Source organism: Mesorhizobium sp. WSM1293 (assembly GCF_000513875.1).
GTDB lineage: Bacteria > Pseudomonadota > Alphaproteobacteria > Rhizobiales > Rhizobiaceae > Mesorhizobium > Mesorhizobium ciceri.
The window spans coordinates 58,962-85,697 of record NZ_AZUV01000004.1 but is presented as its reverse complement, the minus strand read 5'-3'; the positions used below and the strand labels follow the sequence as shown (position 1 = coordinate 85,697).

At 64.7% G+C, this 26,736-nt stretch carries 24 protein-coding genes; 20 read left to right on the top strand and 4 right to left on the bottom strand.

Translation table 11 applies throughout. The features are described 5' to 3' along the window. Nucleotides 1-8 precede the first annotated feature (8 nt). The 9 genes from hisB (at nucleotide 9) to coaA (ending at nucleotide 5,890) form a co-directional block, all read left to right on the top strand. Complete coding sequence (gene hisB, locus M729_RS0105880; RefSeq protein ID WP_024502002.1) at nucleotides 9-608, top strand: imidazoleglycerol-phosphate dehydratase HisB; 600 nt, start codon at nucleotides 9-11, stop codon at nucleotides 606-608. Nucleotides 609-612: 4 nt separating this feature from the next. Beyond that, nucleotides 613-1,089, top strand: coding sequence for a DUF2628 domain-containing protein (locus M729_RS0105875; protein ID WP_027161035.1), 477 nt, complete (start codon nucleotides 613-615; stop codon nucleotides 1,087-1,089). Between the two features lie 23 nt (nucleotides 1,090-1,112). Further along, nucleotides 1,113-1,763, top strand: a complete 651-nt coding sequence (hisH, locus tag M729_RS0105870; protein ID WP_024502000.1) for an imidazole glycerol phosphate synthase subunit HisH — start codon at nucleotides 1,113-1,115, stop codon at nucleotides 1,761-1,763. Nucleotides 1,764-1,849: 86 nt separating this feature from the next. Beyond that, a complete protein-coding gene (locus M729_RS0105865) occupies nucleotides 1,850-2,140 on the top strand; it encodes a DUF1330 domain-containing protein (protein ID WP_013528347.1) in 291 nt (96 codons plus the stop codon). 4 nt (nucleotides 2,141-2,144) lie between these two features. Further along, entirely contained in the window at nucleotides 2,145-2,888 is a 744-nt protein-coding gene (gene hisA / locus M729_RS0105860; RefSeq protein ID WP_013528346.1) for a 1-(5-phosphoribosyl)-5-[(5-phosphoribosylamino)methylideneamino]imidazole-4-carboxamide isomerase, read from the top strand. Beyond that, the gene (locus M729_RS0105855; RefSeq protein WP_013528345.1) at nucleotides 2,885-3,721 is read left to right on the top strand and encodes an arginase family protein; all 837 of its coding nucleotides are present in this window, start codon (nucleotides 2,885-2,887) and stop codon (nucleotides 3,719-3,721) included. Before hisA ends, M729_RS0105855 begins: the two co-directional genes overlap by 4 nt. Next, a complete protein-coding gene (gene hisF / locus M729_RS0105850) occupies nucleotides 3,718-4,512 on the top strand; it encodes an imidazole glycerol phosphate synthase subunit HisF (RefSeq protein ID WP_027161034.1) in 795 nt (264 codons plus the stop codon). The genes M729_RS0105855 and hisF overlap by 4 nt, the downstream gene beginning before the upstream one ends. A 70-nt stretch (nucleotides 4,513-4,582) precedes the next feature. Continuing rightward, nucleotides 4,583-4,906, top strand: coding sequence for a phosphoribosyl-ATP diphosphatase (locus M729_RS0105845; protein ID WP_027161033.1), 324 nt, complete (start codon nucleotides 4,583-4,585; stop codon nucleotides 4,904-4,906). Between the two features lie 24 nt (nucleotides 4,907-4,930). Next, nucleotides 4,931-5,890, top strand: coding sequence for a type I pantothenate kinase (gene coaA / locus M729_RS0105840; RefSeq protein WP_013528342.1), 960 nt, complete (start codon nucleotides 4,931-4,933; stop codon nucleotides 5,888-5,890). On the opposite strand, the gene M729_RS0105835 is transcribed toward coaA, so the two are convergent. The 4 genes from M729_RS0105835 to M729_RS0105820 form a co-directional block, all read right to left on the bottom strand. Continuing rightward, the gene (locus tag M729_RS0105835; protein WP_027161032.1) at nucleotides 5,877-6,506 is read right to left on the bottom strand and encodes an alpha-ketoglutarate-dependent dioxygenase AlkB; all 630 of its coding nucleotides are present in this window, start codon (nucleotides 6,504-6,506) and stop codon (nucleotides 5,877-5,879) included. The two genes, coaA and M729_RS0105835, sit on opposite strands and share 14 nt — an antisense overlap. A 102-nt stretch (nucleotides 6,507-6,608) precedes the next feature. Then, nucleotides 6,609-7,082: a peptidoglycan-binding protein LysM gene (lysM, locus tag M729_RS0105830; protein WP_013528340.1), complete on the bottom strand. Its 474-nt coding sequence runs from the start codon at nucleotides 7,080-7,082 to the stop codon at nucleotides 6,609-6,611. A 90-nt stretch (nucleotides 7,083-7,172) separates the two neighbouring features. Next, nucleotides 7,173-7,610, bottom strand: coding sequence for an alternative ribosome rescue aminoacyl-tRNA hydrolase ArfB (gene arfB / locus M729_RS0105825; protein ID WP_027161031.1), 438 nt, complete (start codon nucleotides 7,608-7,610; stop codon nucleotides 7,173-7,175). Between the two features lie 83 nt (nucleotides 7,611-7,693). Beyond that, entirely contained in the window at nucleotides 7,694-9,304 is a 1,611-nt protein-coding gene (locus tag M729_RS0105820) for a phosphoenolpyruvate carboxykinase (RefSeq protein ID WP_027161030.1), read from the bottom strand. A gap of 343 nt (nucleotides 9,305-9,647) precedes the next feature. On the opposite strand from M729_RS0105820, the gene M729_RS0105815 reads away from it, so the two are divergent. The 11 genes from M729_RS0105815 (at nucleotide 9,648) to addA (ending at nucleotide 26,714) form a co-directional block, all read left to right on the top strand. Then, nucleotides 9,648-10,349: a response regulator transcription factor gene (locus M729_RS0105815; protein WP_013528337.1), complete on the top strand. Its 702-nt coding sequence runs from the start codon at nucleotides 9,648-9,650 to the stop codon at nucleotides 10,347-10,349. Nucleotides 10,350-10,369: 20 nt separating this feature from the next. Next, a complete protein-coding gene (locus M729_RS0105810; RefSeq protein WP_013528336.1) occupies nucleotides 10,370-12,154 on the top strand; it encodes a sensor histidine kinase in 1,785 nt (594 codons plus the stop codon). A 17-nt stretch (nucleotides 12,155-12,171) separates the two neighbouring features. Next, nucleotides 12,172-12,633 (top strand): serine kinase, encoded by a 462-nt coding sequence (locus M729_RS0105805; protein ID WP_027161029.1) that lies wholly within the window; start codon nucleotides 12,172-12,174, stop codon nucleotides 12,631-12,633. 164 nt (nucleotides 12,634-12,797) lie between these two features. Continuing rightward, nucleotides 12,798-13,199, top strand: a complete 402-nt coding sequence (locus M729_RS0105795) for a PTS sugar transporter subunit IIA (RefSeq protein ID WP_010912939.1) — start codon at nucleotides 12,798-12,800, stop codon at nucleotides 13,197-13,199. Beyond that, the gene (locus M729_RS0105790; protein ID WP_013528333.1) at nucleotides 13,196-13,492 is read left to right on the top strand and encodes an HPr family phosphocarrier protein; all 297 of its coding nucleotides are present in this window, start codon (nucleotides 13,196-13,198) and stop codon (nucleotides 13,490-13,492) included. Before M729_RS0105795 ends, M729_RS0105790 begins: the two co-directional genes overlap by 4 nt. 175 nt (nucleotides 13,493-13,667) lie before the next feature. Then, complete coding sequence (gene ahcY, locus M729_RS0105785) at nucleotides 13,668-15,068, top strand: adenosylhomocysteinase (RefSeq protein ID WP_013528332.1); 1,401 nt, start codon at nucleotides 13,668-13,670, stop codon at nucleotides 15,066-15,068. A 199-nt stretch (nucleotides 15,069-15,267) separates the two neighbouring features. Beyond that, nucleotides 15,268-17,823, top strand: coding sequence for a PAS domain-containing sensor histidine kinase (locus M729_RS0105780; RefSeq protein WP_027161028.1), 2,556 nt, complete (start codon nucleotides 15,268-15,270; stop codon nucleotides 17,821-17,823). Nucleotides 17,824-17,831: 8 nt separating this feature from the next. After that, the gene (gene tsaE, locus M729_RS0105775; RefSeq protein ID WP_027161027.1) at nucleotides 17,832-19,343 is read left to right on the top strand and encodes a tRNA (adenosine(37)-N6)-threonylcarbamoyltransferase complex ATPase subunit type 1 TsaE; all 1,512 of its coding nucleotides are present in this window, start codon (nucleotides 17,832-17,834) and stop codon (nucleotides 19,341-19,343) included. Beyond that, nucleotides 19,340-20,068: a nucleotidyltransferase family protein gene (locus tag M729_RS0105770; protein WP_013528329.1), complete on the top strand. Its 729-nt coding sequence runs from the start codon at nucleotides 19,340-19,342 to the stop codon at nucleotides 20,066-20,068. Before tsaE ends, M729_RS0105770 begins: the two co-directional genes overlap by 4 nt. Further along, nucleotides 20,065-23,199 carry a double-strand break repair protein AddB gene (addB, locus tag M729_RS0105765; protein ID WP_027161026.1) on the top strand — a complete coding sequence of 1,045 codons (3,135 nt, stop codon included), beginning with the start codon at nucleotides 20,065-20,067 and terminating at the stop codon, nucleotides 23,197-23,199. The genes M729_RS0105770 and addB overlap by 4 nt, the downstream gene beginning before the upstream one ends. Continuing rightward, nucleotides 23,196-26,714: a double-strand break repair helicase AddA gene (addA, locus tag M729_RS0105760; protein ID WP_027161025.1), complete on the top strand. Its 3,519-nt coding sequence runs from the start codon at nucleotides 23,196-23,198 to the stop codon at nucleotides 26,712-26,714. Before addB ends, addA begins: the two co-directional genes overlap by 4 nt. The last annotated feature ends 22 nt before the right edge of the window (nucleotides 26,715-26,736 follow it).

The window sequence follows — 26,736 nt, the reverse complement described above, 5'->3', positions numbered from 1 at the left end:
ATAGAGTGATGCCGCCCCGTTCCGCCGAAGCGAGCCGCAAGACCAAGGAAACCGACATCTCCGTGTCGATCCATGTCGACGGTTCCGGCAAGTCGGATATCGCTACGGGCGTCGGCTTCTTCGACCATATGCTGGACCAGCTGTCGCGCCATTCCCTGATCGACATGACGGTCAGGGCCAAGGGCGACCTGCATATCGACGATCACCACACGGTCGAGGACACCGGCATCGCGCTCGGCCAGGCCTTGACCAAGGCGCTCGGCGAGCGGCGCGGCATCATGCGCTATGCCTCGATCGACCTTGCCATGGACGAGACGCTGACGCGCGCCGCGATCGATGTGTCCGGCCGTCCCTTCCTGGTCTGGAACGTTTCCTTCTCGTCGCCGAAGATCGGCACCTTCGACACCGAACTGGTGCGCGAGTTCTTCCAGGCGCTGGCGCAGAATGCCGGCATTACGCTGCATGTCACCAACCACTATGGCGCCAACAACCATCACATCGCCGAGACCTGCTTCAAGGCGGTGGCGCGCGCGCTGCGCGCTGCTCTCGAACGCGATCCGCGCCAGCCGGATGCGGTTCCCTCCACCAAGGGATCGTTGAAGGGATAAGGCCATGGCCACCTACGTCGTGATGGAACCGCCAGGCCGCAGCGAAAAGGCTGATGCGACGGCCTTTGTCCGCGATGGCTTCACCTGGCTGGGCCTCCTGGTGCCGCCGCTATGGTTCGCCTGGCATCGGCTGTGGATCGAAGCAGCACTTGCCTTCGTCGTCATGGGCCTGCTTTCGATGCTGGGCCAGAAGCTCGGCCTTGGTGTGGCCGGGTCGCTGCTGTCGTTGCTGGTTTCGCTCTATGTCGGCCTGGAAGGGCAAGGCCTGCGCATCGCGGCACTTCGCCGGCGTGGTTGGCACGAGTGGGGCGCGGTCGAAGCCGGTTGGCTCGACGATGCCGACACACGCTATGCGCTGGAGGCGGAAGCGCTTGCCGATGAGGTTGCGCCGGCGCCGCGCATGGTCCCCGATGCTGCCTTCGCGCGGCCAGCGCAGCCGGGCATTGCGCTGGGGCTGACCCACATACCGGGAAGAAACTGACATGATTCCGGGAAGAAGCTGATATGCGGGTTGCGATCATCGACTACGGCTCGGGCAATCTGCGCTCGGCCACCAAGGCTTTCGAGCGCGCCGCGCGCGAAGCCGGCATCGCGGCGCAGATCGACCTGACGGCCGATGCCGAGCGGGTGCGCACGGCCGATCGCATCGTCCTGCCCGGCGTCGGCGCCTATGCCGATTGCGCGGCCGGCCTGCAGGCCGTCGAAGGCATGCGGGAAGCCGTCGAAGATGTCGCGATCGTCAAGGGCCGGCCTTTCCTCGGCATCTGCGTCGGCATGCAACTGATGTCGCAGCGCGGCCTTGAAAAGACAATTACCGAGGGCTTCGGCTGGATATCGGGCGACGTCAAGGAGATCATGCCTTCCGATCCGGCGCTGAAGATCCCGCAGATCGGCTGGAACACGATCGAACTCAAACGCCAGCATCCACTGTTTGCCGGCATTCCCACCGGGACCAACGGGCTGCACGCCTATTTCGTGCACTCCTACCACCTCGATGCGCGCAAGCCGGACGAAGTGCTGGCGGTCGCCGATTATGGCGGCCCGGTGACGGCGGCCGTCGCCCGCGACAATCTCGTCGGCACGCAATTCCACCCGGAAAAGAGCCAGGCGCTGGGCCTCGCCCTGATCACCAATTTCCTGCGCTGGAGGCCCTAGAGCATGATCCCGAAAAGTGGACCCCGGTTTTCTCGGACAAACGGTCCCGTTTGTCCCGAGATCATGCTCAAGCAAAGGGGAAACCGATGAGCAAGAAGGGTTACTGGATGGCGATGGTCGAGGTGACCGATCCGGAAAACTATCCGCTATACATTGCCGCCAACAAAGCGGCTTTCGACAAATATGGCGCAAAATTCCTGACCCGCGGCGGTCAGTCGTCGAGCCCGGAAGGGTCGTCGGGCAATCGCCATGTCATCATCGAGTTCGAGAGCTACGCGGTCGCACTCGCCTGCTTCCATTCGCCCGAATACCAGGCGGCGCTGAAGTTCCGACGTCTCTATTCGACATCGCATTTCGCCATTGTGGAAGGCGCCTGAACGGATGATCCTTTTCCCCGCCATCGATCTCAAGGACGGCCAGTGCGTGCGCCTGAAGCACGGCGACATGGCCACCGCGACCATCTACAACGATGATCCTGCAGCGCAGGCGCGGGCCTTCGAGCAACAGGGCTTCGAATGGCTGCATGTCGTCGACCTCAACGGCGCCTTCCAGGGCCAGAGCGTCAACAGCGCGGCGGTCGGCGCCATCCTCAAGGCGACGAAGAACCCTGTGCAGCTCGGCGGCGGCATCCGCACGCTGGCGCAGATCGAGGACTGGCTCGATCGCGGGCTGGCCCGTGTCATCCTCGGCACGGTGGCGGTGCGTGACCCGGACCTGGTCAGACAGGCCTGCAAGGCGTTTCCGGGCAAGGTCGCCGTCGGCATCGACGCCAAGGGCGGCAAGGTCGCCGTCGAGGGCTGGGCCGAGGCGTCGAGCCTCGGCGTCGTCGAACTGGCGAGGAAATTCGAGGGCGCCGGAGTCGCCGCCATCATCTACACCGATATCGATCGCGACGGCGTTTTGACCGGCATCAACTGGGACGCCACCATCGATCTCGCCGATGCCGTATCGATCCCGGTCATCGCGTCGGGCGGCCTCGCCTCGATCGCCGACATCGTGCGCATGACCATGCCCGATGCGCAAAAGCTCGAAGGGGCGATCTCCGGGCGCGCGCTCTATGACGGCCGCATCGATCCGGCCGAGGCCCTGGCGATCCTGCAGGGCAGGGCGGAGACGCGGACGTGAAAATCTCCATCATCCTGGCCTCCTACGACAGCGGTCATTACCATGGCGGCATGGGCCAGGGCCCGGACGCACTGATATCAGGCGGGCTCGTCGACGCGCTGACCATGGCCGGCCATGACGTTACGGTGGAAGACATCGGCAGGGTCGGAGACATCCAGGAGCGCGAGATCGCCACCGGCTTTGCTGTCTGCAACGCGGTTGCGACCGAGGTTCGCCTTGCCCGTGACGCCGGCCGGTTTCCCATCGTCCTTGCGGGAAACTGCCTGACATCAGCCGGTGCGGTCGCCGGCGAGGACGCCGATGCGATCATCTGGGCCGACCAGCATGGCGACCTCAACACGCCCGAGACATCGGCATACGGGTTTCTCGACGGCATGGCGCTGGCGACGGTGCTTGGCCTGTGCTGGAGGCCGATGGCGTCGGCCATTCCCGGCTTCAAGCCGATCGATCCGTCGCGTTGCGTGCTCGTCAACGCGCGCGATCTCGATCCGGACGAGAAGCGGCTGCTGGAGACGCTGCCGATCGTGCGGACGGAATGCTCCGGGGTGGCCCAGGCGACCGAAAGACTGAAGATCGCCGGCGCCAAACGCGTGCACATGCATCTCGACATGGACGTGCATGATCCCCGGGAGTTGCAGGCCAACCGCTATATCACTTCGGGCGGCCCGAGCCCGGAGCAGTTGCGCGACGCCACTTGCGCCATGGCGCTTGCGGTGCCGGTCGTCGGCATCACCGTCTCTGCCTACGATCCGGCTTTCGACGCGCAAGCCGATGTTCCGCCGCTGGTCGGCCAGTTGCTGAACGATCTCATCGCCACGATAGAGGGCCGCTGATGCTGAAAGCCCGTGTCATCCCCTGTCTCGACGTCAAGAACGGCCGTGTCGTCAAGGGCGTCAACTTCGTCGATCTCGTCGACGCCGGCGATCCGGTCGAGGCGGCCAAGGCCTATGACGCGGCCGGCGCCGACGAGCTTTGCTTCCTCGACATCACTGCTTCGTCGGACAATCGCGAAACCATCTTCGACGTCATCGCACGCACCGCCGAACAATGCTTCATGCCGCTGACCGTCGGCGGCGGCGTGCGCCAGGTCGCCGACATCAGGAAGCTGCTCTTGGCCGGCGCGGACAAGGTGTCGATCAACACGGCGGCGGTGAAGAACCCGGATTTCGTTGCCGAGGCCGCCGACAAGTTCGGCAACCAGTGCATCGTCGTCGCCATCGACGCCAAGAAAGTGTCCGCCACCGGTGAGGCCGACCGCTGGGAAATCTTCACCCATGGCGGGCGCGAAAAGACCGGCATCGACGCGGTCGAGTTCGCGCGGAAAATGGTCGATCGCGGCGCCGGCGAGATCCTGCTGACCTCGATGGATCGCGACGGCACCAAGGCCGGCTACGACATCGCGCTGACCCGCGCGATATCAGACGCCGTGCGCGCGCCGGTCATCGCTTCCGGCGGCGTCGGCACGCTCGACCACATGGTCGAAGGCGTTCGCGACGGCCATGCCGGTGCGGTGCTGGCCGCGTCCATCTTCCATTTCGGGACCTACACGATAGCGCAGGCCAAGGCGCATATGGCCGCCGCAGGGCTGCCGATGCGGCTGGACTCTGTGAATAATCGGCCCTAAAGCATGATCCCGAAAAGTGGGAACCGGTTTTCGGAAAAGATCATGCCTAAACAAGCAGATAGATGGCGCCATGGCTGAGTTTTCGCTGTCAGATCTTGAAGAAACCATCAGGGAACGCGCCCATTCCGGCGACCCGGACTCGTGGACGGCAAAACTGTTCGCGCGCGGCATCGACAAGGCGGCGCAGAAACTCGGCGAGGAAGCAGTCGAGATGGTGATTGCCGCCGTCAAGGGCGACAAACAGGCCCTCGTTTCGGAAAGTGCCGATCTTATATATCATTGGCTCGTCGTTCTCGGCCTCTCGGGGGTTTCGCTGAGCGACGTGCTCAAGGAGCTCGAAGGCCGCACCCGGCGTTCGGGCATCGCCGAGAAGGCGTCACGGCCCAAGGGCTGACCGCGAGGAAGGGCAGGTATCTCGATGGATCAGCTCGCGCCGACCGAGAAGTATTCCCCGTTTCGCTTCTTCTCCGCCGAGCAATGGTCGCAATTCCGCGCCGACACGCCGCTGACGCTGAGCGCGGACGAATTCCGCCGCCTGCGGTCGCTCAACGATCCGGTCGATCTCGAAGAGGTCACGCGCATCTATCTGTCGCTGTCGCGGCTGTTGTCGGCTCATGTCGAAGCGAGCCAGCTGCTGTTTCGGCAACGCCAGGCCTTCTTCAACGCGGTCGACGTGGTCAAGACGCCCTTCATCATCGGCATCGCCGGTTCCGTCGCGGTCGGCAAATCGACCACCGCACGCGTGCTGAAGGAGCTTTTGGCGCGCTGGCCGTCGAGCCCCAAGGTCGATCTCATCACCACCGACGGCTTCCTGCTGCCCAACGAGGTCCTGCGCCGCGAGAACCTGATGGAGCGCAAGGGTTTTCCAGACAGTTACGATGTCGGCGCGCTGCTGCGCTTCCTGTCGGGCATCAAGTCGGCGCTGCCCGATGTCCGCGCGCCGGTCTATTCGCACCTCACCTATGACGTCATTCCCGGCGAGTTCGTCACCATCGACCGGCCCGACATATTGATCTTCGAAGGCATCAATGTCCTGCAGCCCGGCAAGCTGCCGCAGGACGGCAAGATCGTGCCTTTCCTGTCGGACTTCTTCGATTTCGCCATCTACATCGATGCCGACGAGAAGCTGATCCACAACTGGTACATTTCCCGCTTCATGCGGCTGCGTGAGACCGCCTTCCGCAATCCGGACTCCTTCTTTCACCGCTACTCGCAGCTGTCGGAGGGTTCGGCGCGCGCCATCGCCGAAGGCCTGTGGACCAACATCAATTTGAAGAATCTGCGCGAGAACATCCTGCCGACGCGGGCCCGCGCCGACTTGATCCTGCGCAAGGGCGCCGACCACCTGATCGAGGAAGTGGCGCTTAGGAAGCTGTGACGGCCGGCTTCGTCACCCGTCGCAATGTCAGATTGATCCGCCCACCGTTTTTCAGCAGCGCCGAGGTCGAGGGATAGATCCGATCGACGCCGTGAAAGCACAGCCGCCCCTCGCCGCCGAGCACCACGACATCACCGCTTTGCAGCCTGAACGACTTGGTGGCGCCATCACGCGTGGTCTGGCCAACCCGGAACAGGCAGTCGTCGCCGAGCGAGACGGAGACGACCGGCGCCGAAAAATCGGTCTCGTCGCGGTCCTGATGCAGGCCCATCTTCGCATCCGCCGTGTAGAAATTGATCAGGCACGCTTCCGGCGGATGCGGATAGCCCGAGACCTCGCGCCACAGGTCGAGCAGCGCATGCGGAATTGGCGGCCAAGGCGCCCCGGTTAGCGGATGCGCCGGCTGGTAACGATAGCCGTGCTCCTTGTCGGTGACCCAGCCCAGCGGCCCGCAATTGGTCATGCGCACGCTCATCTCCTTGCCGGTGCGCGGCATGGCCGGCACGAACAGCGGCGCCTGCTGCACGATCCGTCTCACCTCGTCGACCAGTTCTTCCTGCACGGTGCGTGACAGGTAGGCCGGCATGTGGCGGACGCCTTTGGGCAGAACGAGCACGGATTCGATCGCCTCTTGGATGATTCGGAACCGTAAAATGTCACGATCAAATGAAAACGGCGACCCGAAAGCCGCCGCTCTTGTCGAATTGGCAGTCGCCGATCAGGCGAGGTCGGGGATGCGCAGCACCTGGCCCGGATAGATCTTGTCGGGATGGGTCAGCATCGGCTTGTTGGCCTCGAATATGACCGTGTTCTTGACGCCCTGGCCCTTGCCGTAGCTTTTCTCGGCGATCTTCCAGAGATTGTCGCCCTTCTTCACGGTGTAAAAGGTGGGCTCCTTGGCGGGGGCGGCGGCCGTGCCAGGTGCTGGCGCGACCTGTAATTCGTCCGCCTGCACCTTGGAGACGCCGAGCGTGTTGCCGACGGCGATGACCGCCTTCTCGAAAATCGACTGGTCCTTGACCACACCCTTCAGCACCGCCGTATCGCCGTTGACGACGACCTCGACGCCATCGGTGCCGAGCTTGTGCGAATCGAGCTCCTTCTTGAGTGTGTCGGCCGTGGGTGCGGCTTCGTCGTCACCGCCGATGCCCAGTTTCTTGCCGACACTCTTGACGAAATCGAACATGCCCATCGTTGGTCTCCATTGCTGTGGTGGGTGATCGCAGCTTGCCATCTGCAACCCAGAATTGGAAGCCACCCGCGCGTTGCAGCTTCGCGGTGCTTAATCGTTCTCCACCCGGCCGCGCAGTTTCTTGATCGTGCCGCGCCCGGCCTTGCTCTTCAGCCGCCGTTCCACGGCACCTTTCGACGGCCGCGTCTTCTTGCGCGGCGGCGGTGGCGGCTCGGCGGCCTTGGCGACCAATGCCGTCAGCCGTGCCCGGGCGTCCGCCCGGTTCTGTTCCTGGGTGCGGAAGCGGCCCGCTTCGATGACGATGACGCCGTCCTTGGTGGCACGCTGGCCGGCAAGCTTGATCGTCCGCTCGCGCACGCGCTCCGACAGACCCGCTGCGTTGGCGGCGTCGAAGCGCAGTTGCACCGCCGTCGCCACCTTGTTGACGTTCTGGCCGCCGGGACCGGACGAGCGGATGAAATCCTCGTGCAGGTCGCCCGGATGGATCACCGCATCGCCTGATATGAAGATATTGTCGTCGCTCGCCATGCCGCAGTCATGGCGCGGCGGATCGAAAAAGAAAAGGCCCGATCGAACCGGGCCTTTCAACGAAGCTGAACCCCGTAGCGCGATTACTCCGCCGCTTCCTGCATGCGCGGCGCCGCACCCAGCACCACGGCATCGACATGGCTTTCGAATTTCTCGAAATTGACGGCGAACATGCCGACCAGCCTTGCCGCCTGCCGGTCATAGCCGGCCTTGTCGGCCCAGGTGGAGCGCGGGTCGAGAATGGCGCTGTCGACGCCTCGAACCGCCACCGGCACCTCGAAACCGAAATGAGGGTCGGTGCGGAACTCGGCCGTCTTGAGCGAGCCGTCGAGTGCGGCGGCAAGCAAGGCCCGCGTCGCCTTGATCGGCATGCGCTTGCCGGTGCCGTAGGCGCCGCCGGTCCAGCCGGTGTTGACCAGCCAGCAATCGGCGCCGTGGTGGGCAATCAGCTCGCGCAGCAGATTGCCGTATTCCGATGGATGGCGCGGCATGAACGGGGCGCCGAAACAGGTCGAAAACGTCGCTTCGGGCTCGGTCACGCCCTTTTCGGTTCCGGCCACCTTGGCGGTGTAGCCGGAGAGGAAATGATACATCGCCTGCGCCGGGGTCAGCCGCGCGATCGGCGGCATCACGCCGAACGCATCGGCGGTCAGCATGATGATGTTCTTCGGATGGTTGGCGCGGCCGGTCTTGCTGGCGTTGGGGATGAAATCCAGCGGGTAGGCGCAGCGTGTGTTTTCGGTCAGCCTTCCGTCGTTGAAATCCGGCACGCCATCAGCGTCGAGCACGACATTTTCCAGCACCGTGCCGAAGCGCTGCGTGGTGGCGAAGATTTCCGGCTCGGCTTCCGCCGACAGCTTGATCGTCTTGGCGTAGCAGCCGCCTTCGAAATTGAAGATGCCGTGGGGTCCCCAGCCATGCTCGTCGTCGCCGATCAGCGTGCGCGAGGGATCGGCCGAGAGTGTCGTCTTGCCGGTGCCCGACAGGCCGAAGAAGATGGCGGCGTCGCCGGACGTACCCTCGTTGGCCGAGCAATGCATCGGCATCACGCCTTTCGCCGGCAGCAGATAGTTGAGCATGGTGAACACCGACTTCTTCATCTCGCCGGCATAGGAGGTGCCGCCGATCAGCACGACCTTGCGCGTGAGATCCACGGCGATCACCGTTTCGGTGCGGCTGCCGTGGCGGGCGGGATCGGCGCGGAAGGACGGCAGGTCGATGATCGTCATATCAGGCACGAAATGCTCGAGCTCGGCGGCATCGGGACGAATGAGCAGATTGCGGATGAACAGCGAGTGCCAGGCAAATTCGGTGACCACCCTGGTCGGCAGCTTCAGCTCCGCATCGGCGCCGCCGATCAGGTCCTGGACGTATAGATCCTTGTCCGCGGCATGCGCCTGGAAATCGGCGAGCAGCGTGTCGAACTGGGCTTGTGAAATTGCCTTGTTGTTGTCCCACCAGACGTGCGGTTCGGTGTCACTGTTGCGGACGACAAACTTGTCCTTGGGCGAGCGGCCGGTGTGCTGGCCTGTTTCGGCGACCAGCGCGCCATGTGCCGTCAAGCGGGCTTCGCCGCGCCGGATCGAGTCCTCATAAAGGGCAGCCGCACCGAAATTATAGCGCACCACGCCGGTGGTTTTCAGGCCGATATGATCGATCGCGCAGGCGGAATTGCGTTTGCCGACTTCCGACATCGAGTGTCCCTCTTGGATTTGCCGCATCTTTGCCGGCACCTTCCCGGCACGCCCACTACGCGGGCTGAGATGGTCAGAACCAGAAAAGCCAAATGATATCAAATCATTAATCGATTTAAATATTTTGAAAGTTGTTTAAATCGTTTATATGTGCAAAAAGTTTCGCGGTTGCCCAAAGGATTGGCGATGTACGTTCGTCCAATCCATGTCGAGGTAGGATTGTGGCCGCCGGCATGCCGCGCGTGACAGCGGACAAGGCCTATGCCACATTTTGTACCTAATTTGTCCTGCAAAAGCCCCTTCTCTACGACAGAAGGGACAGCTCATGAGGGAGCCGCTTGAAATGGCAACAATCGCGCTTGTCGATGACGACCGCAACATTCTGACATCGGTGTCGATCGCCCTGGAATCCGAGGGGTATCGCGTCGAGACATACACGGATGGTGCGTCGGCGCTGGAAGGCCTGGCGGCACGCCCGCCGAACCTTGCCATCCTCGACATCAAGATGCCGCGCATGGACGGCATGGAACTGCTGCGCCGGATGCGCCAGAAGTCCGACCTGCCGGTGATCTTCCTGACCTCCAAGGACGACGAGATCGACGAATTGTTCGGCCTCAAGATGGGTGCCGACGATTTCATCCGCAAACCCTTCTCACAGCGCCTGCTGGTCGAGCGCGTGCGCGCCGTGCTGCGCCGCGCCAGTGCCCGCGAGGCCGCCGCCAAGACACCCAGCCAGCAGGCCCGCTCTCTCGAGCGCGGCCAGCTCGTCATGGACCAGGAGCGCCACACCTGCACCTGGAAGGGCGAGCCGGTGACGCTCACCGTCACCGAGTTCCTGATCCTGCATTCGCTGGCGCAGCGTCCCGGTGTCGTAAAAAGCCGTGATGCGCTGATGGATTCGGCTTATGATGAACAGGTCTATGTCGACGACCGCACCATCGACAGCCACATCAAGCGGCTGCGCAAGAAGTTCAAGGCCGTCGACGACGACTTCGAGATGATCGAAACCCTTTACGGAGTCGGATACCGGTTCCGCGAAGCATAAGTAGCAGGGCCTGCTATTCGATGGCAGTGGAAGCACAGCGAACAAGACCGGCGGGCGCCTCCAGGCGGCCGTCGCGGATCATGCCGTCCTTCGTCTCGAAGATCACGGTGCCGATGCGCCGCTTCCTTGGCCATCACATCTTTTCCAGCCTGACGCGGCGTATCCTGTTCCTCAACCTTGCCGGCCTCGCCGTCCTGGTGACAGGCATCCTCTATCTCAACACCTTCCGCGACGGGCTGATCGACGCCCGCGTCGAAAGCCTGATGACCCAGGGCGAGATCATCGCCGGCGCCATCGCCGCTTCGGCGACGGTCGAGACGGATTCGATCAGCATCGACCCGGAAAAGCTGCTTGAACTGCAGGCCGGCGAAAGCCTGGGGCCGGGCTCCGACCAGCTCGACAATCTCGATTTCCCCATCAACCCGGAGCGTGTTGCCCCGGTGCTGCGAAGGCTGATCTCGCCGACCAGGACCCGCGCCCGCATCTATGACCGCGACGCCAATCTGCTGCTCGATTCGCGCCACCTCTATTCGCGTGGCCAGATCCTGCGCTACGACCTGCCGCCGGTCGAGGAAGAAGAGCCCGATCTGGTCGAGCGCATCCAGAAATTCGTCTTCGACTTCTTCCGCAACACCGAGCTGCCGGTCTATCACGAGCAGCCGGGCGGCAATGGCGCCGCTTTCCCGGAAGTGGTCAAGGCGCTCACCGGCAGCCCTTCGACCATCGTGCGCGTCAGCGAGCAGGGCGAGCAGATCGTTTCGGTGGCGGTGCCGATCCAGCGCTTTCGTGCCGTCCTGGGCGTGCTGATGCTGTCGACCGAAGGCGGCGACATCGACAAGATCGTCGCCGCCGAGCGCAAGGCGATCCTGCGCGTCTTCGGCATCGCGGCCCTTGTCACCGCCATCCTGTCGATGCTGCTCGCCTCGACCATCGCCAATCCGCTGCGCCGGCTGTCGGCGGCGGCGGTGCGAGTGCGGCGCGGCGTCAAGAGCCGTGAGGAGATCCCCGACTTTTCCGACCGCCAGGACGAGATCGGCAATCTGTCGATCGCCATACGCGACATGACCAACGCGCTCTACGCCCGGATCGAGGCGATCGAAAGCTTCGCGGCCGATGTCTCGCACGAGCTGAAAAACCCGCTGACGTCGCTGCGCAGCGCGGTGGAGACCTTGCCGCTGGCCAAGAACGACGATTCGCGCGGCCGGCTGATGGATATCATCCAGCACGATGTCAGGCGGCTGGACCGGCTCATCACCGATATTTCCGACGCATCGCGCCTGGACGCGGAACTCGCGCGTGAAGATGCGGGAACGGTCGATTTGAAGAAATTCATCACCGATCTGGTCGCCGTTTCGCGCGAAGCGACGCGCAACAAGAAGGCGGTCGAGATCGAGTTCAAGGCCGCCAAACTGCCGCAGGGCGTCAAAGGCTATGTCGTCGTCGGCCATGATCTGCGCATCGGCCAGGTCATCACCAATTTGATCGAGAACGCCCGTTCCTTCGTTCCCGAGGATCATGGCCACATCAGCCTGTCGCTGGCGCGTGCCGGCAAGTTCAACATCGTCACCGTCGACGACAATGGCCCCGGCATCCGCGCCGACAACATCGACCGCATCTTCGAACGCTTCTACACGGATCGGCCGGCCGGCGAGGCGTTCGGCCAGAATTCGGGCCTTGGCCTGTCGATATCCAGGCAGATCGTCGAGGCCCATGGCGGCACGCTCACCGCCGAGAACATCCCCGGCACCAAACCCGGCGAGATCAAGGGCGCGCGTTTTGTGGTGACGTTGCCGGCCGAAGGCTGAGAGCATGAATTCCAACCATGCCTGGTCCAGCCGTGCAGCCTGAAAACATTCACGCGACAATGGTTTTGATCGGCGAGCGCGGCATTCTCGTCACCGGAGCCTCCGGCTCGGGCAAGACGGCGCTGGCGCTGGCGCTCATAGATCATTGTCGCCAGCGCGGATCGTTCGCGCGGCTCGTCGGTGACGATCAGCTCTTTGTCGAGGCGCATGCCGGGCGGCTGCTGTGCCGCGCTCCCGCCGCCATAGAAGGCCTCGTCGAGGTGCCTGGGCTCGGCCCCCGGCCTCTGCCATTCGAGCCGGCAGGCCTCGTCGACCTGCATGTCCACCTGGTGCCGGCCGATGAAGCGCCGCGCTTCCAGGAGGATGCCGCAAGCAACATCGTGGGTTGTCTGGTGCCACAGGTCGATGTGGTCGAACGCAATGTCGCGGCGGCCTTACCGGTCGTGATGGCGCGGCTGTCGATCGCGCCTTTTCTATGATCCGCTCCGGGTTTTTTGCTGCAATGCGTCAAAATGGCATGCGCCTGCGCAATTTTGGGCTTGTCAACGGGCCGCGCGTCGACAAGATAGCGCTCCCGCCGCCTGGATTGGCTGGCGAGCATAAAATGCGCCTGTGAAGCGGCGATGACGGGAGCCACCAAAGAATGATCGGACTCGTGCTTGTAACGCACGGTCAACTGGCCACCGAGTTCCGACATGCCGTCGAACATGTCGTCGGGCCACAAGACAATTTCGAAACCGTGGCGATCGGTGCCGACGACGATATGGAGCAGCGTCGCCGCGACATCGTCGACGCGGTTGCCCGTGTCGACACCGGGGCGGGCGTCATCGTGCTGACCGACATGTTCGGCGGCACGCCCTCCAATCTTGCCATCTCGGTGATGGAGTCCGGCCGCACCGAGGTGATCGCCGGCATGAATCTGCCGATGCTGATCAAGCTTTCCTCGATCCGCAAGGGCGACAACATGGCGGCCGCCCTTGATGAGGCCCAGGCCGCCGGTCGCAAATACATCAATGTTGCCAGCCAGCTCCTGAGCAGCAAATGACCGCGCTGTCCCCGGAAAAAGATCAGATAGTCCGGGATTTTCCCATCATCAACCAGCGCGGCCTTCATGCGCGCGCTTCGGCGAAGTTCGTCCAGCTGGCCAGCGGCTTCGATGCCTCGGTGCATGTCGAGAAGGATGGCGTCAAGGTTGGCGGCACCTCGATCATGGGCCTGATGATGCTGGCGGCAAGCCCCGGCTATTCGATCCGCGTCACCGCCAGCGGCCCGGAGGCCCAGCAGGTCATCGACGCCCTGGAGCAACTGGTGGCGTCCCGCTTCGGCGAGGAATGCTGATTTAGGACACTGCCAAAGCATGTCCGAGACACATGCACGAATAAAGATTTCTTTATATCCCATTGTCGTCCTTGCTCTGATCTGCTAGTCAGGCCGGCAATTCGCGCCCTTCGACGCGCCGACCGGCGCGGGCGCATCCGCAACCATTCGCAGCATAACAATTCGGAGCACTGCCATGACGGGTAGCAAGGACTATGTGGTCGCCGACATCTCGCTTGCCGGCTGGGGCCGCAAGGAACTCGAGATCGCCGAAACCGAAATGCCGGGCCTGATGGCCTGCCGTGAGGAATTCGGTCCCAAGCAGCCGCTCAAGGGCGCGCGCATCACCGGCTCGCTGCACATGACGATCCAGACGGCGGTGCTGATCGAGACGCTGAAGGCGCTTGGCGCCGATATCCGCTGGGCCTCCTGCAACATCTTCTCGACCCAGGACCATGCGGCCGCGGCCATCGCCGAGGCCGGCATCCCGGTGTTTGCCGTCAAGGGCGAGTCGCTGGAGGAGTATTGGGACTACACCGACAAGATCTTCCAGTGGGCCGATGGCGGCCTCTCCAACATGATCCTCGATGATGGCGGCGACGCCACCATGTACATCCTGATCGGCGCCCGCGCCGAGGCCGGCGAGGACGTGCTGTCCAACCCGCAGAGCGAGGAAGAGGAATATTTCTACGCCCAGGTCAAGAAGCGCCTGAAGGCTTCGCCCGGCTTCTTCACCAAGCAGAAGGCGGCGATCCGCGGCGTCACCGAAGAGACGACCACCGGCGTCAACCGGCTCTACCAGCTGCAGAAGAAGGGCCTGCTGCCCTTCCCTGCCATCAACGTCAACGACTCGGTCACCAAGTCGAAGTTCGACAACAAGTATGGCTGCAAGGAATCGCTGGTCGACGGCATCCGCCGCGGCACCGACACGATGATGGCCGGCAAGGTCGCTGTCGTGTGCGGTTATGGCGACGTCGGCAAGGGCTCGTCGGCCTCGCTCAAGGGCGCCGGTGCCCGCGTCAAGGTCACCGAGGTCGATCCGATCTGCGCCCTGCAGGCGGCGATGGACGGTTTTGAAGTCGTCACGCTGGAAGATGCAGCCCCCACCGCCGATATCGTCATCACCACCACCGGCAACAAGGATGTCGTCACCCTCGACCATATGCGCTCGATGAAGGACATGGTCATCGTCGGCAACATCGGCCACTTCGACAATGAGATCCAGGTCGCCGCGCTGCGCAATTTGAAATGGACCAACGTCAAGCCGCAGGTCGATATGATCACCTTCGCGGACGGCAAGCGGATGATCCTTTTGTCGGAAGGACGGCTGCTCAATCTCGGCAACGCCACCGGCCACCCGAGCTTCGTCATGTCGGCATCCTTCACCAACCAGGTGCTGGCGCAGATCGAGCTCTACACCAAGCCCGGCCAGTACGAGAACCAGGTCTATGTCCTGCCCAAGCATCTCGACGAAAAGGTCGCCCGCCTGCATCTCGACAAGCTTGGCGCCCGCCTGACCGAACTGTCGGGTGAACAGGCCGCCTATATCGGCGTCACGCCGCAGGGTCCGTTCAAGCCGGAACACTACCGCTATTAACCAAAGCTAAAATTACTACCAGATATTGAGGCCGGGCGATTGACTTTTCGCCCGGCCTTATTTTTGCGCGCCATCAGCCTTCACGCCGATTCGGCGAGGGGTTATTGTCAGGTGATTCGGCGATGCTTCCAGCCCGAGAGGGTCAAGAGAGGCACGCATCAGGGCGGTCTTGCATTCAGGCGGCGGAGAGGACCAAGACATGCCGGGGCAACACCCGCACAGAGCGGGACGGGCCGTTTCCGGCGGCCATGACGATTCGGGGATTGCTGGCTCCGCCCTGGAAGGGGGGAGCCTGTCCTGGCGCGCCCGCGCGTCGACATTCCTTGCCACCTCCGCGCTCGCGGGGCCCTTGGCCGGCGCCGCCGCGCATGCCGAGACCGCTGTTGCCAGCGTCGCCGGACTGTCGGTGAGTGCCATTGATGTCATGCAGCTTGCAGTGTTCGTCGGCGTGACGGGTGCCGCACTGATATCGGCCATCGTTCTCATCCGCGAAAGAGCCCGCACCTCGGCGGAGAATGTCGAACTCAGGAGCCGCCTCGCCGACATCAACGCGGCGCTCCGCCGTTCCGAGGCGCTGCTCAATCTGCGCGACCAGCGCGTCGTCGTCTGGGCTGCGGAAAACAAGAAGCCCGAGCTCATCGGCACATTGCCCGTCGAAAGCGGCGCTCCCGAGGATAGGGCCGCTTTTCTTGCTTTCGGCCGCTGGCTGATGCCGCGTTCGGCGGCGGCACTCGAACATGCCGTCGCGGGATTGCGCGAAAAGGCCAAACCCTTCGACCTGGTCATCGAATCGCAGGCCGGTGCGCCGCTCGAAGTGCATGGCCGCAAGAGTGCCGCGCATGTGCTCGTGCGTTTCGTCTCGCTCTCGGAGACGCAGCGCAGCCAGGCCAGGCTGAAGATCGAGAACCAGCGGCTGGCCGCCGACCACGACACGATGATCGGCCTGCTCGACGCGCTGAACATGCCGGCGTGGCTCCGCAGCGAGGATGGCGGGCTGAGGTGGGTCAACCGCGCCTATGCCGATGCCGTCGAAGCCGAAAATGCCGAAGCCGCGGTTCGGGAGAAGAAAGAGTTCCTCGGCGGCCAGGCGCGCGATGCGATTGCCGCCCAGCACAGGACGCATCCGGTTTTCGAGCAGTCGCTGTCCACCGTGATCGAAGGCGATCGCCGTGTGTTCGCGGTCACCGATTTCGCCGGCAGCGATGGCTCGGCCGGCCTTGCCTGCGACACCAGTGCCATCGAAGCCGTTCGCGGCGAATACGAACGGACAGTGCGAAGCCACGCCGACACGCTCGACCAGCTCAACACGGCGGTCGCCATTTTCGACACCGACGAGAAGCTGCGGTTCTTCAACCAGGCCTTCCAGAAGCTTTGGGGCCTGGACGCAGGCTTCCTGCACAGCGCTCCAGACAATGCCTTGCTGCTCGACCGGCTGCGCAGCGAAGGCAAGATCGCCGAACAGCCTGAATGGCGCCGCTGGAAGGAAGGCCTGCTCGGCGCCTATCGCGCTGTGGAATCCCAGGAACATTGGTGGCATCTGCCGGATGGCAAGACCATCCGCGTCGTCGCCAACCCCCAGCCCAAGGGCGGCGTGACCTGGGTGTTCGAGAACCTGACCGAGAAGATGGACCTCGAGAGCCGCTACCAGACAGCGGTGCGGGTCCAGGGCGAGACGCTCGACAATCTTGCCGAAGGCGTAGCGGTGTTCGGACCCGACGGCAGGCTCCGGCTGTCGAATCCTGCCTTTGCCACGCTCTGGGGATTGAGCGGCGAAGCGGCCAAGCCCAGCGTCCATGTTTCCACCATCCGCGACCTTTGCGACCGGCAGGCGGCGGACAGCCCCTGGCCCGGCTTTGTTGCCGCCGTCACCGGCTTCGACGACGAGCGCCGCGACCGCCACGGACAGACCGAGCTCAACAACGGCAACGTGTTGAGTTACGCCATGATCCCGCTGCCCAACGGGCAGGTGATGATGACCTTCGTCGACGTCACCGACAGCGTCCATGTCGAGCGGGCGCTGAAGGACAAGAACGAGGCGCTGCAAAAATCCGATCAGCTCAAGAACGAATTCGTCCAGCACGTTTCCTATGAACTGCGCTCGCCGCTGACCAACATCATCGGCTTCACCGAACTCCTGTCACAGCCCACGACCGGTCCGCTGACGCAGAAGCAGCGGGAATATGTCGAGCATGTCAGCTCCTCCTCCGCGGTCCTGCTCACCATCGTTAACGACATACTCGACCTGGCGACGGTGGACGCCGGCATCATGCAGCTCGATATTTCCGAGGTGCAGGTCGATCGCACCATCGCCGCTGCGGCCGAACTGGTGGCCGACCGGCTGGAAGAGCATTCGATCAGGCTCGAGGTCGAAGCAGCCTCGGCGCCGAAGACGTTTCACGGCGATGAGGTCCGCGTCCGCCAGATCCTCTACAATCTGCTCAGCAACGCCGCCAATTACGCCCCGGAAGCCAGCACCATCCGGCTCACTTGCCGCCACCTGGCGGATGGGGTGGAATTCTCGGTTCATGACGACGGTCCCGGCATGCCGCCCGATGTGCTCGATTCGGTGTTCCGCCGTTTCGAGCCGCGCGCCAATGGTGGCCGCCGGCGCGGCGCCGGCCTCGGCCTGTCGATCGTCAAGAGCTTCGTCGAGCTGCATGGCGGCAGCGTTCGCATCGAAACCGGCAAGGACAAGGGCACGACCGTCATCTGCACCTTTCCAGACATGCCGGGCATCCGTGCCGCGGCCGAGTAGCGCGTTCGATGACCGGACTGGTGCTGGAGCGATTACTCGCCGACGAGACCCAGACAGCGCGGCTGGGCGAAGATCTGGCGCTGTCGCTGCGCCCAGGCGACGTGCTTGCCCTGAAGGGCGATCTGGGCGCCGGCAAGTCGACGCTGGCGCGGGCCTTGATCAGGACCTTGGCCGACGATGCCGGCCTCGACGTTCCGAGCCCGACCTTCACGCTGGTGCAGAGCTACGACACCCGCATTCCGGTGCATCATTTCGATCTCTACCGCCTGTCCTCGGCCGACGAGATCGATGAGCTTGGGTTCGACGAAGCCTTGGCGCAAGGTGCTGCTTTGGTCGAATGGCCGGAGCGGGCGGAAGCCCATCTGCCGAAAACCACGGTCCTGATCGAGCTCGTCCAGCATGGCAACGGCCGGCTGGCACGATTGTCGGGGCAGGGACCTGCCTTCGATCGGGCCGCACGGTCGCTGGCCATGCGCGACTTTCTCGTGAGCGCCGGCTGGGCGCAAGCGCAGCGCCGCCATTTCATTGGCGATGCTTCTGCCCGCTCTTACGAGATCGTTTCGCTGCCGGGCCAAAAGCCGCAAGTGCTGATGAACTCGCCACGGCTGGTGCTCGGCCCGCCGGTCCGCGACGGCAAGCCCTATGCCGAGATCGCCCACACCGCCCAGTCGGTTTCCGCTTTCGTCGCCATCGACCGCGCCTTGAAGGCAGGCGGCGTCAGCGTTCCGGAAATCCATGCCGAGGACCAGGAGCAGGGATTCCTGCTGCTCGAACATCTTGGCTCGGCAGGCTTTCTCGGCAGCGATGGCCAGCCGCTGGCCGAGCGCTGCGCGGCGGCGGCCGAGCTGCTGGCCATGATGCATGGCAGGACCTGGCCGCAGCGCTTGGAAACAGGGCATGGCGGCTTCCACGATGTCCCGCCTTTCGACCGCGAGGCCATGATGATCGAGGCCGATCTGCTGGTCGACTGGTACGTGCCGGCAATAACGGGCAGCCCGGCAAGCGGTGCCTTGCGCGCCGGCTACCACAAGCAATGGGGCGCGCTCCTCGACCGGCTGCACGGCCGCGAATATACGCTGATGCTGCGCGACTTTCATTCGCCCAACATCATCTGGCGCGGCGACCGTTCAGGGCATGATCGGCTGGGCATCGTCGATTTCCAGGACGCGCTGATCGGCCCGTCCGCCTATGACGTCGCCTCGCTGGCCATGGACGCGCGTGTTACGATGTCGCCCGAGATCGAGAGAAAGACGCTGGATGCCTATGTCGCGGCGCGCCACGCAGCCGGTGCTTTCGACGAGGCAAGCTTCCTGGAATCCTACGCCATCATGGCGGCGCAACGAAATTCCAAGATCCTCGGCATCTTCGTCCGCCTCGAAAAGCGCGACGGCAAGCCCTATTATCTAAAACACCTGCCGCGCATTCGCGATTATCTGCGCCGGGCCTTGTCTCATCCGGCGCTGGCAAGCCTGCGCGAGTTCTACGATGCCCACGGTTTGCTGGAGGAGCGAGCGCTGTGACAGCAGGACCGGACACCGCCATCGTACTTGCCGCCGGCCTTGGCAAACGCATGCGGCCGATTACCGACACCATTCCCAAGCCGCTGGTCAGGATTGCCGGCAAGACGTTGCTCGACTGGAGCCTCGACAGCCTGGCTGCCGCCGGTGTCGCGAAGGCCGTGGTCAACGTCCACTATTTTCCCGAACAGATCCTCGCCCATGTCGCCGCGCGCCGTGCGCCAAAAATCGTCATTTCCGACGAGAGCGAACAACTGCTCGATTCGGCCGGCGGCATCGTCAAGGCGCTGCCGGAACTGGGCGAGCGACCCTTCTACATCCTCAATGCCGACACCTTCTGGATCGATGACGGTCCTCTCAATCTCCAGCGCCTCGCCCTTGCATGGGACGCGGCGAAAATGGATATTCTGCTGATGCTGGCGGATCTCCAACAGGCGACCGGACACTGCGGCAGCACCGATTTCCTGGTGGCGCCGGATGGCGGCTTGCGGCGTTCAAAGGGGGATCCGGCGGGGCTGATCTATGCCGGCGCGGCGATCGTCGATCCGCGCCTGTTCAAGGGCGCACCGGCCGGGCCGCACTCGCTCAACGCCTATTTCGATTCCGCCATCGCCGCAGGGCGCCTGTTCGGCATGCCCATGCATGGCCACTGGATCACCGTCGGCACGCCCGATGCCGTACCGCTCGCGGAAGCGGCGGTCGCCGGTGCGCTCATCGAGTCGCAATGAGCGGCTCCAGCCGCGTCTTCTCGATCCCGCCCGGAGCGCCGTTTCTGCCGACGCTTGCCGAGGCGCTGCTTGCCGGCCGTCTTGTTCCGGGGTTTCGATTCGACGGTGACCCGCTCGCTTTGGCCGATGTTACTATCTATGTGCCGACACGCCGTGCCGCGCGTGCCTTGCGGGGTGTCTTCGTCGACAGCCTGGCGGCACGCGGCGGCGGCGGCTCGGCGATCCTGCCGGTCATCCGGCCACTCGGCGAATTCGACGAGGATGAGGCCGCGTTCGAGACCGAGGCATCGGCGGCCATCGATCTGGCGCCGCCGATTTCGGCAACCGAACGCCTGTTGCTGCTGACGCCGCTGGCGCGCGCCTGGAAACGCCAGCTGCCGGCGCATGTCGCCGCCCTTTTCGCCGAGGAGATCGTCATCCCGGCTTCCACCGCCGACGCGATCTGGCTGGCGCGCGATCTCGCCCGGCTGATGGACGAGATCGAAACGGAAGGCACCGACTGGGCCAAGCTCACCGATCTGGTGACCGGCAATCTCGCCGGATGGTGGCAGGTGACGCTCGAATTCCTCGGCATCGTCACCGAAGCCTGGCCGAAATTCCTCGCGGAAAGCGACCGCTCCAATCCGGCCGCGCATCGCAGTGCGCTGATCCGCGCCGAGGCGGCGCGGCTGCTGCGCAATCCGCCCACCGGCCCGGTCATCGCCGCAGGCTCGACCGGCTCGATACCAGCGACGGCCGAATTGCTTGCCGCGATCGCGCGCCTGCCCGGCGGCGCCATCGTGCTGCCGGGTCTCGACCGGACGCTGGACGAAGCGTCGTTCCAGGCGATTGCCGCGCCTGGCGCGCGTCCAGCCGTACTCGGCCACCCGCAATATGGCTTGGCCAGGCTGATCGGCAAGATCGGCGTATTGCGCGGCGACGTCGAGGAGATTGGCGTGGCCGAACCGCGACGTGCGCTTCGCGCTGCCCTTGTCGGCGAAGCGCTGCGGCCGGCCGAAACCACCGAACTCTGGGCCGAGACACGTGCCGGTTTCCCGGCGTCCGACATTGCCGGCGCCTTCGCCGAGGTGACCTTGCTCGAAGCCGCCAGCGAACGTGATGAGGCCGTCGCCATCGCCGTCGCGCTCAAGCGCGCGGTCGAACAGCCCGGCCAAAGGGCGGCTCTCGTCACCGGCGACCGCGCATTGGCGCGGCGCGTCTCGATCGAGCTCCAGCGCTTCGGCGTCGTTGCCGACGATTCCGGTGGCACACCGCTCGCCAACACCCCGGCGGCCAGCCTGCTCAGGCTGGCGCTCGAGGCACTGTTCCGGCCAGGCGATCCGGTTGGCCTGCTGTCGCTGCTCAAGCATCCGCTGCTCGGCCTCGGCCTCGAACGGGCCGATGTGCGCCACGCGGCGGAGCTGATCGAACTGGTGGCGTTGCGCGGCGGCACAGGCCGCCCCGACATCGTTTCGCTACCGGAACTGTTCGAAGCCCGCCTCACCGGCTTGGGCGGCGGCAGCCGACAGCCCTTCTGGTTTTCCCGGCTGACCGTGCGCTCTATCGAAACTGCGCGGAATTTGCTCGAACGTCTCAAGCAGGCGCTGGCGCCGCTCGCAGCCTTCCGAGGCCGGGATGACGCCGACCTTGCCGCGCTTGTCAGGGCCAGTGTCGTGACACTCGAAAATCTCGGCCGCATCGCCGACGGCGGCCTTGGCGAACTCTATGCCGGTGACGCCGGCGAGAAGCTTGCCGAACTGCTGCGCGGGCTGGTCGCGGCTTCGGCTTCGCTGTCCTTCGCGGCGACCGAGTGGCCCGACATCATGGCGGCGCTGATCGCGCCTGAAACGGTCAAGCCGGCACAAGGCACCGACCGGAACATCGCCATCTGGGGCGCGCTGGAAGCCCGGTTGCAGACCGTCGACACGCTGGTCATCGGCGGGCTCAACGAGGGCGTATGGCCGCGCAAGCCAGAGAGCGACCGCTTCATGTCGCGGCTGATGAAGACCGGCATCGACCTCGAACCGCCCGAGCGGCGTATCGGCCTTGCCGCGCATGATTTCCAGATGGCCATGGGCGCCGGGAAGGTGGTGCTGTCCCGCTCGGCACGTGCCGGCGATGCACCCGCCGTGCCGTCGCGCTGGCTTCAGCGGCTGCTGACCTTCATCGGCAGCGACCAGGCAGCGGAGCTGCGCCGGCGTGGCGACGAGCTGCTCGCCTGGGCGCGCGCGCTGGATGCCGGCCCAAGGCAGGATTTCGCGCCACGGCCGCAGCCGAAGCCGCCGCTGTCGGTGCGCCCGACGCATTTCTCGGTCACCGAGATCGAGACCCTGCGCCGTGATCCCTACGCCGTCTATGCAAGACGCATCCTCGGCCTGATGCCGCTCGATCCGGTCATCCGCGACCCCGGTGCGGCCGAGCGCGGCACGCTGTTTCACGCCATCCTGCACCTGTTCTCAGGCAGCGTCGCCGATCCGCGCGCTCCCGATGCGCTTGCCGGCCTCATCGCCGCCGGCCGCGCCTGCTTTGCCGAAGCCGCCCTTCCGGCCGATGTCGAGGCGGTGTGGTGGCCGCGCTTCGAGAAACTCGCCGCCAACATCATCGAGTGGGAGCGCACGCGCGCTGATGCTGTGACAAGGCGCCATGCCGAGGAGCGCGCCGGAAAGACCGTTGTCGGCCAGTCCGGCGTGACGCTGTCCGGCTACGCCGACCGGGTCGACCTTCTGGCCGGCGGCATGGCCGACATACTGGACTACAAGACCGGCTCCTCGCCGTCCAAGGCGCAGGCGCACACACTGCTTGCGCCGCAACTGGCGCTGGAGGGCGCGCTGCTCAGGCGCGGCGCCTTCAAGGATTTGGGCGTGCGTGAGCCCTCTCAACTGGCTTTCATCAGGCTGAAGCCGAATGGCGAGGTGTTCGAGGAATCCATCCTCGAACACAACCGCCAGCCGCGGACCGCGACCGATCTTGCCGAAGAGGCCTGGGCACGGCTGGAAAAGCTATTGATCCACTATGCGGACGCTGCGACCGGGTATCTGTCGCGCGCGCTGCCGTTCCGCGAAGGCGAGACGGATGGCGACTACGACCATCTTGCCCGCGTGCTCGAATGGTCGGCAGGCGGCGATGCCGGCGACGAGGGAGGGGAGGCATGAAGAAGGCCTATCCCATTCCCAGCGACACCGCGACCAGCCAGGCCCGCGCCGCCGACCCCGGCAATTCCGCCTGGGTGTCGGCCAATGCCGGCTCCGGCAAGACCCATGTGCTGGCCCAGCGCGTCATCCGGCTGCTGCTGCGCGGCACCGATCCGTCGAAGATCCTGTGCCTGACCTATACGCGCGCCGCCGCCGCCAACATGTCGAACCGGGTCTTTTCGACACTGTCGGAGTGGACGACGCTTGGTGACGTGGATCTGGCGGCAAAGGTCGAGGCGCTGGAGGGGCGCCGGCCCGATCTCGAGACCATGCGCCGGGCGCGGCGCCTGTTCGCCGAGGCGCTGGAAACGCCCGGCGGGCTGAAGATCCAGACCATTCACGCCTTCTGCGAATCGGTGCTGCACCAGTTCCCGCTGGAGGCCAACATCCCGGCCCATTTCGAGATGCTCGACGGCCAGATGGAGGCATCGCTGTTTGCCGCGGCGCGCCGCGAGATGATTTCGGGCACGTCCGCCGGTGACAGGGATCTGGCCGAGGCTTTTGCCTCCATTCTCGATCGGGGCGGCGAAGCCGGGCTCGACGCCTTGCTGGGTGAGATTGTGCGCAAGCGCGACGGCTTGCGCCATTTCATCGAGGCGGTCGGGCGCGATGGCACGCATTTCCAGGCCCTGTTCGACGAATTCCATTTCCATCCAGGCCAGACGGCCGAGGGCATAGCCGCTTCGGTATGGCCGTTGCCGGGCTTCCTGCCCGACTATTTTGCCGGCTTCGCCCACGCCGCCGAGGCCACCGACGCCAGATCGGTGCTGAACAACATCCTGCCCTATGCGCGGCAGGCTTTTGCCGAGGGCGATCCCATTCGCCGCCTGCAACTGCTCGCGCGAGCCTTCCTCAAGACCGATGGCGACGCTTACGACCCGGCAAAGGCCTTCAAGAAGGCCCTGGTCGACCGGTTGCCGGATCTGGCGGAGCGTTATCTCTCGGCCGCCAACGCCATAGTCGAAACCACCGATCGGCTGGCCCTGTTCCGGATGCTTGAAGGCACGGCTGCCGCGCTGACCATCGCCGACTGGCTGATCGCCCGCTACGAAATGCTGAAGCGCAGCCGCGGCTTCCTCGATTTCAACGACCTGATCACCCGCACCGTCAACCTGCTGGCGCGGCCGGACGCCGGCCCCTGGGTGCAGTACAAGCTCGACCAGGGCATCGACCACATCCTGCTCGACGAGGCGCAGGACACCAGTCCGGACCAATGGGAAGTGGTGAAACGGCTGGCGGAGGAATTCTTTGCCGGCTTTGGCGCACGCGACAGGGTCCATCGCACGGTGTTCGCCGTCGGCGACGAGAAGCAGTCGATCTATTCGTTCCAGGGTGCGGCCCCGGACTCCTTCGCCGACAGCCGGCTGTTGTTTGCCGGACGAGTGCGTGACGCCGAGGCGTCCTTCGCCGACCTCAAGCTGACCTGGTCGTTCCGCTCGACCGACGATGTTCTGACCGCGGTCGACCGCGTCTTCGCCGATCCAGCCGTGCGGCGCGGCATCAGTCATGATCCCGATCCGCTTCGCCACCAGGCGATCCGCACCGACGCGCCGGGCTATGTCGAGGTGTGGCCGTCGGTCGGCGCCGATGTTGTCGATGAGCCCGACGACTGGACGCAAGCCATCGACCATGCGCACGCGCCGGCGGTGCGCGTGGCCGAGAACGTCGCCGCCACCATCGCCGGCTGGATCGGCAGTGGCGAAATCATCGAAGGCCGCGGCAAGCGGCTGCGGCCGGGCGATGTGCTGGTGCTGGTGCGCAAGCGCGATCGCTTCGTCCATGCCCTGACCCGCGCACTCAAACGCCGCGACATTCCGGTTGCCGGCGCCGACCGGCTGAGCCTGCCCGGGCACATCGCGGTCAAGGACCTGATCGCGCTCGGTCACCTCCTCATCCAGCCGCAGGACGATTTGTCGCTTGCCGCCGTGTTGCGCAGCCCGATCTTCGATCTGCCGGAAGAGGCGCTTTTCACGCTCGCCGCGCAGAGGCCGGCTGGTCTGTCGTTGATTGCATCGCTGCGACAGCACGCCGGCGAAAGCGAGAGACTGGCGAAGATCGTCGCCCAGGTCGACATCTGGACGAACGAAGCCGCGTTTAAGCCGGTGTTCGAATTCTATGCCGCCCTGCTGGCGCGCGATGGCGTGCGCCGCAAGATGATCGCGCGGCTCGGGCCCGAAGCCGGCGATATTCTCGACGAGTTCCTGAGCTTCTGCCTTGCCGAGGAGCGAACCGGCCTGCCGGGGCTGGAAGCCTTCCTGTCGACGTTGGAAAACGCCGGTCCCGAGATCAAGCGCGAGATGGACCAGACCCGCGACGAGATCCGGGTCATGACCGTGCACGCCGCCAAGGGCTTGGAAGCGCCCGTCGTGTTCCTGGTCGATGGCGGTTCCGCGCCGTTCAGCGACCAGCATTTGCCGCGCCTGATGCCCTTCGATAGCTCCGGCGCGAACTGGGATGGCAAGGGCTATCTCTGGCGCTCGGCCAGCGAGGTCGCCAACGGTTTTTCGAAAGCGGCGGCCTCAAGGGCACGAGAACTCGCCGACGACGAATACCGCCGGCTGCTTTATGTCGGCATGACCCGTGCCGAGGACCGGCTGATCGTCTGCGGCTATCATGGCAAGCGGGCGCCGAACGCCGGCACCTGGCACTCGATCGTCAGCCGCGCGCTGATCGGTGCGCCGGAGAGCGAGCAGCGTGCGCATCCCGCCGGCGGCGAGCCGGTGCACCGTTTCCATGTCACCAAGCTGCCCCCCGTCGCGCCAAGTTCCGCCGAGCAGGTACGGCAGGCCGACGCTTTTGGGCCTTTGCCGGCGACGCTGTTCCGGCCCTTGCTGCCCTTCGAGGATCTGCCGCGTCCGTTGTCGCCATCGGGCGCCTCGGCGCTGATCGACGAAGGCAAGCAAGCCGTTGTCGACAAGGCGTCGCCGGTGCTCGACGCCGATGCCGAGCCCGGCTTTGCCGTGCTGCGTGGGCTCGCCCTCCACAAACTGCTGCAGATGCTGCCCGGTATTGCCGAGCCCGAACGTGCGGGAGCGGCAGAACGCTATCTCTTGCGAACCGGTGCGGACTGGCCGCCATCAGAGCGTGAAAAGGCCCTGGCGTCGGTCACATCGATCCTTGCCGATCCCGGCTTCGGTCAGCTGTTTGCGCCATCGTCGCGTGCCGAGGTTGCGATCATGGGCAGCCTGGAGGTCAAGGGCAAGAAGCGCTCGATTTCCGGCAAGATCGACCGGCTGGCGGTAACGCCGGACACGGTATCGATTGTCGACTACAAGACCAACCGGCCGGCGCCCGCCACTCTGGCCGAGGTGCCGCCGGCCTATGTCCTGCAGTTGGCGCTCTACCGCGCGCTGTTGCAGCCGCTCTATCCCGGCCGCACGGTCAAGGCGGCCTTGCTGTTCACCGAGGCGCCGCGGCTGATCGAACTGCCTGCCAGCGCCATGGACGACGCCCTTGCTCGACTCACGGGAGCGTGACACAACACCTGCTTGAAGAAGG